The following is an 8,012-nucleotide window of genomic DNA, read 5'->3' on the forward strand; positions in this document are numbered from 1 at the left end:
ACCCGGATCGGCGAGGGTTCTCGCATGGCGGTGACCGGCGACCCGACCCAGATCGACCTGGTGAACGCCTCTGACTCCGGCCTCGCCCACGCGGTCAGCCTGCTGGAGGGCGTGAAGGGAGTCGGCGTCAACCGGTTTGGCCCTGAAGACATCGTGCGCCATCCCATGGTGGAACGTATCGTGCGGGCTTATGACGCCGACGCCGCCAAGCGTGGACGAGCGATTTGATCGACATCGAAATCGAAGACGAGGCGTGGCTCACGGCGGCTCCCGATGCGGAGCTGCTGGTCGAGGACGCCGCGGCCGCGGCCCTGACCCAGATAGATTTCGACGGCGGCGGGGTGACCATCCTGCTGACCGACGACGAAAGCGTGCGCGAGTTGAACGCGCGCTTCCGCCAGAAGGACAATGCGACCAACGTCCTGTCTTTCCCCGCGCCGCAAAACCCCGAGGGCCACCTGGGCGACGTCGCCCTGGCGTTCGGCGTCTGCGTGCGCGAAGCGGCCGAACAAGGCAAAACCTTGGCCCACCACCTTCAACACCTGGTGGCGCACGGTGTATTGCATCTTGTAGGATACGATCACGAAACTGACGCCGAGGCCGAACAAATGGAAGGTCTTGAGCGCGTCATCCTGGCCGGGTTGGGAGTCCCAGACCCTTATGCGGCCGAGCAGGGAGACCATGACTAACCCCTCGGATGGACCATCCAGTCCGCCCGAACCCGCCAGGCAAAGCCGCGGCGTTCGGGCGTTTCTTCGCAGGCTTCGTGGCAAGGGGGGCGCCGACTCCTCGGCGTCTCATCAGCCTGTCCACGGCGCGGCCAACGGCTTGGTCGAGCAGGCCGCGGCCTTCCAGTCCATGCGGGTTGGCGATGTCATGACGCCCCGCGTCGATATCGTAGGCGTGGAGCTTTCGACCCCCTTCGCCGAGGTTGTCGAGCGCTTCGCCGAGGCCGAGCACAGCCGCATGCCGATCTATCGCGAAACGTTGGACGATCCCGTCGGGGTCATCCACGTGAAGGACGTCTTCAAGCTGCTGGCGCGCGGCAAGACGCCGGGGCCGGGCGACCTGATCCTGCAGAAGCTGCGGCGCGACGCCCTCTATGTGCCGGGCTCGATGCGTGCGGCCGATCTGCTGCTGCGGATGCAGACCGAGCGCACCCACATGGCCCTGGTGATCGACGAGTTCGGCGGCACCGACGGACTGGTGACCATGGAGGACCTGGTCGAGGCGGTGGTCGGCGATATCGACGACGAGCACGACGAGGCGACGGTCGCCAGCGTCATCCCGCGCCCAGGCGGCGTCTTTGAAGTCGACGCGCGCGCGCCGCTGGAAAAACTCGAGGCCGCCATCGGGCACGATCTGGCGCCCGGCGAGTTGGACGAGGAAATCGATACGGTCGGCGGCCTGGTCTCGGCCCTGGCTGGGCGGGTGCCGCAGCGCGGGGAGGTGATCTCCCACCCCGGCGGCTACGAGATCCAGGTGCTGGATTCCGACGCTCGCCGCGTGAAGCGTGTGAGGTTCAAGCCCACCGTAAGGGTTGAGGTTGGCGGCGAGGCCTGACCTGAAGCGTTCGTCCCCCTGGATAGCGCGCCTGCTGGCGCTCGCCGCTGGCCTAGCGGCCGGTCTCGCTCACCCGCCCTTCGGCGTGCTGCCGGGACTGCTCGGTTACGCCCTGTTCCTGCGCTTGGCCGACACCGAGGGGCCGCGCCCGCTGCGTTCAGCCTTCTTCCGGGGCTGGCTGGCCGGGGTCGGTTATTTCGCGATCAGCGTCTGGTGGATCACCGAGGCCTTCCTGGTCGACGCGGCGGCCCATGGTTGGATGGCGCCCTTCGCCCTGTTGTTCATGGCCGGCGGGCTGGCGCTGTTCTGGGGCCTCGCGGGCTTGGCTTACCGTTGGGCGGCCGTGCGCGGCCCGTCCAGGGTGTTGGTGTTCGCCGGTTGCCTGGCCCTGGCCGAATGGGTGCGGGGCCATGTCTTCACCGGCTTCCCTTGGAATTTACCGGGCGAGACCTGGGGCGCGGGAGGGGCGATGTCCCAGACCGCCTCGCTGGTCGGCTCCTATGGCCTGAGCTGGATCACCATCGCCTTGGCGGGCAGCGCCGCCCTGGTGCTGGACGCCACGCCGCGCCGTGGGCGGGCGATCGGGCTGGGGTTGGCGATCGCCACGCTGGCGGGCTTGTTCGCGTTCGGCGCGATGCGCTTGGCGGCCGCGCCGCCGATCACCACCGACGCGCCCCTGATCCGCGTCGTCCAGGCGAATATCGACCAGAAAGACAAGTGGAAGCCCGAGAACCTCGACCTGATCGTCGACACCTATGTCGCGCTCTCTCGCAGCCAGCCGGGCCAGCCGGTTCCCGCGGTCGTGGTCTGGCCCGAGGGCGCGCTGCCGGCGGTGATCGACGACCTGCTGGCGCCCGGCAGCCCCTACGTGCCGCGCATCGCCGGCGCCCTTCAGCCCGGCCAGACCCTGATGCTCGGGGCCAACCGGATGGGGCTTTCGGCTACTGGCGAGCCGGACTACTTCAACAGCCTGATCGCCCTGCGGCGCGAGGCGACCGGCCTCCGGGTCACCGGCGTCTACGACAAGCACCGATTGGTGCCGTTTGGCGAGTTCCTGCCGTTCGGAGACCTGGCCACCAAGTTCGGAATCCGCAGCCTGGTCCACATGCCCGAGGACTTCACGGCCGGGCCGGAACCTCGGCCGCTGTCGCCTGACGGCCTGCCGCCGGTCCAGCCGCTGATTTGCTACGAGGCGTTGTTCCCCAGGCTGGCCGACGGCGCAGCCAAGCGCACCGGTGTTCGCGCCGAGTGGCTGCTGAATGTCTCCAATGACGCCTGGTTCGGGGCCACCAGCGGGCCGTGGCAGCATCTGAACATCGCCAGCTACCGAGCGATCGAGGCCGGCCTGCCGATCGTGCGCGCCACGCCCACCGGGGTTTCGGCGGTCATTGACGCGCAAGGCCGGATTTTGCCAGGCGCGAAGCTTGGGCTTGGGCAGACCGGCGTGATCGACGCGCGCCTGCCGCCGGCCCGTCCGCCCACCCTCTACAATCGCATCAGCGAAGCAGCCTTCGCCATGATGTTGCTCATTTCGGCGGCGACCATGGCCTGGGGACGCTATCGTAGAGCTTCGCGGAAATGACGGTTTAGTCAGGTTTATGACGCGTCGGCCCGGGCTCATTTAGGGTTGAGCCATGGCTAAGGACGTTGATATCGCGCCAAATCCGGTTGATGTGCATGTGGGTCTGCGGATCCGGTTGCGGCGCAAGGAGCTTGGCGTCAGCCAGGAGAAACTGGCCGAGGCGATCGGCCTGACCTTCCAGCAAGTGCAGAAGTACGAGCGCGCGGCCAATCGGGTGTCGGCCTCCAAGCTCTATGAGGTGGCTCGGGCGCTGGACACCTCCACCGCCTATTTCTTCGAAGGCCTGACCGACGCCCATATCCGGACCGCCGCCGAGCCGGGCGGGCATAGCCAGATGCAGGCTTTCCTGCTGACCGCCGAGGGCGTCGAACTGGCGACCACATTCCCAAAGATTCAGCCGTCCCGGGTGCGCCGGCGCATTCTCGATCTCGTCCGCGCGATGGTGGATGACTCGGCGCAGCCCATTCAGGACTAAGCTCCTCGACGGCGGGGCCTTAACCCTGTGGCGATTGACGCGGCTTGCGGGATATAAAGATTTCTTTATAGGTTTCCGCCGACGTCCAATTGGGGCTGCCGCGCGCCGGCGCCTGCACGATTTCCGGAGCTAACACTTGAGCCGTTCCTCCTATATTTTCACCAGCGAAAGCGTGTCCGAGGGTCACCCCGACAAGGTCGCCGACCGTATCTCCGACACCGTGGTCGACGCCTTCCTGGCCGCCGAGCCCGAGGCCCGCGTGGCCTGTGAGACGCTCGTCACCACCAACCGGATCGTGCTCGCCGGCGAAGTCCGCGCCAGCAAGCCCGGCGCCTCGAAAGCCGAAAACAAGCAGCTGACCAAGGACATCCTGGCCAGCCTCGAGCCCAAGGTTCGCGCCGCGGTCAAGGACATCGGCTACGAGCAGAAGGGCTTCCACTGGCAGAAGGCGAAGTTCGCCAACTATCTGCACGCCCAGTCCGCCGACATCGCCGTTGGCGTCGACTCGACCGAGAAGAAGGAAGAGGGCGCGGGCGACCAGGGGATCATGTTCGGCTACGCCTGCGACGAGACCCCGTCGCTGATGCCGGCCACCCTGCAATTCTCGCACGACATCCTGCACAAGCTGGCCGAAGTCCGTCACTCGGGCGAATGCGAGGCGCTTGAGCCTGACGCCAAGAGCCAGGTCACGGTGCTTTATGAGGACGGCCGCCCGGTCGAGATCCTGAAGATCGTCGTCTCGACCCAGCACAAGAAGAAGATCGGCGACCAGGCCGCCAATTCGAAGCGCATCCAGGCGCTGATCAAGCCCTATGTCGAGAGCGTCCTGCCGTCGGGCCTGATCACCAAGAAGACCAAGTGGCACGTCAATCCGACCGGCCGCTTCCTGATCGGCGGTCCTGACGGCGACGCCGGCGTCACCGGCCGCAAGATCATCGTCGACACCTATGGCGGCGCCGCGCCGCACGGCGGCGGCGCCTTCTCCGGCAAGGACCCGACCAAGGTCGACCGTTCGGCCGCCTATGCTTGCCGCTACCTGGCCAAGAACGTGGTCGCCGCGGGTCTGGCCCGCAAGTGCACCATCCAGATCAGCTACGCCATCGGCGTCGCCGACCCGCTCAGCTTCTATGTCGACCTGCACGGCACCGGCGAAGTCGATCCGGTCAAGCTGGAGCTGGCCCTGCCGCAGATGATCGGCGGCGGCACGCCGCGCGCCATTCGCGAACACCTGCAGCTCAACCGTCCGATCTACGCCCGCACCGCGGCCTACGGCCACTTCGGCCGCCAGCCGGACAACGAGGGCGGCTTCTCCTGGGAAAAGACGGATCTGGTCGACCAACTCAAGAGTCTCGCCTAATCTGATCCTGAGCCCCGCTTCGGCGGAACGTTCAGTCTGTGTGGGGGGCCGTCGTGCGCAAGCGCGGCGGCCCTTCTCTTTGCCTGCGATGCGCTCCGCCGCATTCCCTCGGCGGCGGGACCGCGCTAGAGGGCGGCGATGGAAGACACTGCTCACCCGCTGCTCCGCTCCTACGGCCGGATCAAGTCGCGCCCGATCAAGCCGCGCCAGGCCGCCCTGGTGGAGACCTTGCTGCCGCGGATCCGCGCGCCCCAGGCGCCGTTCGATCCGCGCGAGCTGATGCCGGAGGCCGACGAGGTCTGGCTGGAGATCGGCTTCGGCGGCGGCGAGCACATGGCCAGCCAGGCGGCCCGCGCCCCGAACGTGCTGATCATCGGCTGCGAACCGTTCCTGAACGGCGTGGCCAGCGCCGTGCGCCACGTAGACGAGCAGGGGCTCAAGAACGTGAGGATCAAGGACGGCGACGCCCGCGAACTGATCGACCACCTGCCAGCCGCCTGCCTGACGCGGGTCTTCATCCTGTTCCCCGACCCCTGGCCCAAGGCGCGCCATCACAAGCGCCGGATCGTGCAGCCCGAGGTGTTGGCCGAGCTGGCCAGGGTGATGAAGCCAGGCGGCAGGCTTCGCTTCGCCACCGATGTCGCGGGATATGCCGACTGGACGCTGGAACGGGTGCTCGCCTCGCCGGACTTCAAATGGGCGGCGGAGCGCGCCGACGACTGGCGCATCCCGCCCGCCGACCACATCACCACGCGCTATGAAGAAAAGCGCTTGGGAGACTGCGAGCCGGTCTTCTTCGACTTCGAACGGATCTAGTCGCGGCCTCCAAGACCTGACCTCCCAGGTAATGGCGGGCCTTGGCGTCGTGTCCTAGGCTCCCCGCAACATTGGGAGGACGAGCGATGTCACGCTTTTGGCGAACCTGGACGATAGGATGGTGCTGGGCGGTGGGCGGTTTCGGCGTGATCCTGGCGGCGAGCGCCTTCGAAGCGACCGACGGCCCGACGCGCTGGCTATTTGGTCTGCTGAACAATCGCGTCGCGTTTGATCCCGACGCCCACACGCAATTCAGCCTGGCGGTTCTAGGCGCGGTGACGATCGGCTGGAGCCTGACCTTGCTGGCGGCCGTTCAGGCCGCGCACCAACTCGGCGACCAAGCCAGGTCCGTCTGGATCCTGATAACGAGCAGCGTGGTGGTCTGGTACGTGATCGACACCGCCCTGTCGCTCGCCACCGGCTTTGGGCTCAACGCGATTCCGAACACCCTTTTCCTGATGGCGTTCCTGCTGCCGATCATCCGCGGCGACGTGCTCAAATCGCCTTCGCGTGCGGCAACCGCGTCACCAGAACGGGTCTGGTGACGCAGTCGGGTTGAGCCCTACTTCTGGCCCCAACCCTTGCCGGCGGCGTTGGCGCGCTCAATGCCCTGGCGGATCAGTTCGCCGGTTTCTTCCGGATCGGCCCAGCGGACGATCTCGACCGACTTGCCCTTTTCCAGGTCTTTGTAATGCTGGAAGAAGTGCGCGATCTGCTCGGTGAGGATGGCGGGCAGGCCGCGCCAGGAATCCACCCCAGCGTAGAACGGGTGCAGCTTGTCGACCGGTACGGCCAGGACCTTTTCGTCGCCGCCGGCTTCGTCGATCATCATCAGGGTGCCGATCGGGCGCACGCGGATCACCGCGCCGGGAACCACGGGGGTCGGACCGACCACCAGCACGTCCATCGGATCGCCATCGTCCGACAGGGTGGGGGGGATGAAGCCGTAGTTGCCGGGATAGTACATGGCCGTGTGCAGGAAGCGGTCGACCATGATCGCGCCCGACTCCTTGTCGAGCTCGTACTTCACCGGCTCGCCGCCCTGCGGGATCTCGATGATGGCGTTGACGTCGTAGGGCGGGTTCACGCCGGTGGGAATCTTGGAGATGTCCATGGGGAGGAGGACCTTGAAGACGTGGGGAGTTGAGGGCGCCGTCTGTGGACCATTCAGGGCCGGCGGAAAAGAGGCGCCGAGATTTCGGCGGGACGAATGCTCTAAATGACGCCTCAATAACAGTCGGACGTGCTCGAAATTGGGAGGGGCTGACAAGGGGCGGCGGGCGCGCTATATAGGCCTTCACATCGTCCGTTAGCGCTGGATAGCGCCTACGAGCGGCAGGCTTCGGCCCGGCCGCTTTTTTGTTGCCGGAGAGTAGCCAAGCTTATGCGGGGCAAGACCACGGAAGACCAAAGGCTCGTTGAGCTCCTCGATCCCGTCGCCGAAGCCGCAGGCTACGAGATCGTGCGCCTGCGCCTGATGGGCGGAGAGAACGCCCGCCGCTTGCAGATCATGGCCGAAACGCCGGACGGCGACATGGTCGTCGAAGACTGCGCGCGCCTGAGCCGAGCCATTTCGGAAATCATGGACGCCGCCGACCCGATCGCCGGCGAGTATACGCTGGAAGTCTCCTCGCCCGGCGTGGACCGGCCGCTGACCCGGCTGAAGGACTTCGTGACCTACGAGGGCCATGAGGCCCGCATCGAACTCGATCGCGTCGCCGAGGGCCGCAAGCGGTTCCGCGGCGTATTGGCCGGGATCGAGGGCGACAATATCGGTATCGACCTGGAAGGGGAGGAGGCCACCGCCATGGTGCCGTTCTCCTGGATCGTCGACGCCAAACTGATCCTGACCGACGCCCTGATGAAGCGTGGCGCTGAAGAGCGCGCCGCCCGCATCGAAGGCGACGACCAACAAGATACACCCGAGTAAAAGGACACAACCGATGAGCCTGACCGGCATTTCCGCCAACCGGCTTGAGCTGTTGCAAATCGCCGAGGCCGTGGCCCGCGAGAAGTCGATCGACAAGGAGATCGTCATCGCGGCGATCGAGGAAGCGATCCAGAAGGGCGCTCGCGCCCGCTACGGCGCCGAGCACGACATCCGGGTCCATATCGATCCCAAGACCGGTGAGACCATCATCAAGCGCGTGATCACCGTGATCCCCGATGACCTGGTCTATGAAGCCGAGGACAGCGAGGACGGTCCCAGCGAGCCCATG

11 protein-coding genes are annotated in these 8,012 nt (G+C 66.4%); 10 read left to right on the top strand and 1 reads right to left on the bottom strand.

The annotated features are described in order from the left end of the window. From Q7T84_RS13655 to Q7T84_RS13690, 8 genes are all read left to right on the top strand, one after another. A partial coding sequence (locus Q7T84_RS13655; RefSeq protein WP_304809821.1) for a PhoH family protein occupies positions 1-228 on the top strand: 228 nt, incomplete at its 5' end. Next, a complete protein-coding gene (ybeY, locus tag Q7T84_RS13660; RefSeq protein WP_304809823.1) occupies positions 225-689 on the top strand; it encodes an rRNA maturation RNase YbeY in 465 nt (154 codons plus the stop codon). The genes Q7T84_RS13655 and ybeY, both read left to right, overlap by 4 nt. Continuing rightward, positions 682-1,563 carry a hemolysin family protein gene (locus tag Q7T84_RS13665; protein ID WP_304809825.1) on the top strand — a complete coding sequence of 294 codons (882 nt, stop codon included), beginning with the start codon at positions 682-684 and terminating at the stop codon, positions 1,561-1,563. The genes ybeY and Q7T84_RS13665 overlap by 8 nt, the downstream gene beginning before the upstream one ends. Next, positions 1,547-3,145: an apolipoprotein N-acyltransferase gene (lnt, locus tag Q7T84_RS13670; protein WP_370653663.1), complete on the top strand. Its 1,599-nt coding sequence runs from the start codon at positions 1,547-1,549 to the stop codon at positions 3,143-3,145. Before Q7T84_RS13665 ends, lnt begins: the two co-directional genes overlap by 17 nt. Before the next feature lie 52 nt (positions 3,146-3,197). Next, a complete protein-coding gene (locus Q7T84_RS13675) occupies positions 3,198-3,620 on the top strand; it encodes a helix-turn-helix domain-containing protein (protein WP_304809827.1) in 423 nt (140 codons plus the stop codon). A 136-nt stretch (positions 3,621-3,756) separates the two neighbouring features. Then, the gene (gene metK / locus Q7T84_RS13680) at positions 3,757-4,977 is read left to right on the top strand and encodes a methionine adenosyltransferase (RefSeq protein ID WP_304809829.1); all 1,221 of its coding nucleotides are present in this window, start codon (positions 3,757-3,759) and stop codon (positions 4,975-4,977) included. 138 nt (positions 4,978-5,115) lie between these two features. Beyond that, entirely contained in the window at positions 5,116-5,793 is a 678-nt protein-coding gene (trmB, locus tag Q7T84_RS13685; RefSeq protein WP_304809831.1) for a tRNA (guanosine(46)-N7)-methyltransferase TrmB, read from the top strand. Between the two features lie 86 nt (positions 5,794-5,879). Beyond that, on the top strand, positions 5,880-6,338 hold the full coding sequence (locus Q7T84_RS13690; protein WP_304809833.1) for a hypothetical protein: 459 nt from the start codon (positions 5,880-5,882) through the stop codon (positions 6,336-6,338). Positions 6,339-6,355: 17 nt separating this feature from the next. Here the strand turns inward: Q7T84_RS13690 and ppa are convergent, their stop codons facing one another. Further along, positions 6,356-6,907: an inorganic diphosphatase gene (ppa, locus tag Q7T84_RS13695; RefSeq protein ID WP_304809835.1), complete on the bottom strand. Its 552-nt coding sequence runs from the start codon at positions 6,905-6,907 to the stop codon at positions 6,356-6,358. A gap of 270 nt (positions 6,908-7,177) precedes the next feature. Here ppa and rimP point away from each other — a divergent pair, with 270 nt between their 5' ends. Both rimP and Q7T84_RS13705 read left to right on the top strand, forming a co-directional pair. Continuing rightward, on the top strand, positions 7,178-7,723 hold the full coding sequence (gene rimP, locus Q7T84_RS13700) for a ribosome maturation factor RimP (RefSeq protein WP_304809837.1): 546 nt from the start codon (positions 7,178-7,180) through the stop codon (positions 7,721-7,723). A 13-nt stretch (positions 7,724-7,736) separates the two neighbouring features. Beyond that, the coding region (locus Q7T84_RS13705) for a NusA N-terminal domain-containing protein (protein ID WP_304809839.1) at positions 7,737-8,012 on the top strand (276 nt) is incomplete at its 3' end.

The organism is Phenylobacterium sp. (assembly GCF_030654915.1).
In the GTDB taxonomy this organism is placed as follows: domain Bacteria; phylum Pseudomonadota; class Alphaproteobacteria; order Caulobacterales; family Caulobacteraceae; genus Phenylobacterium.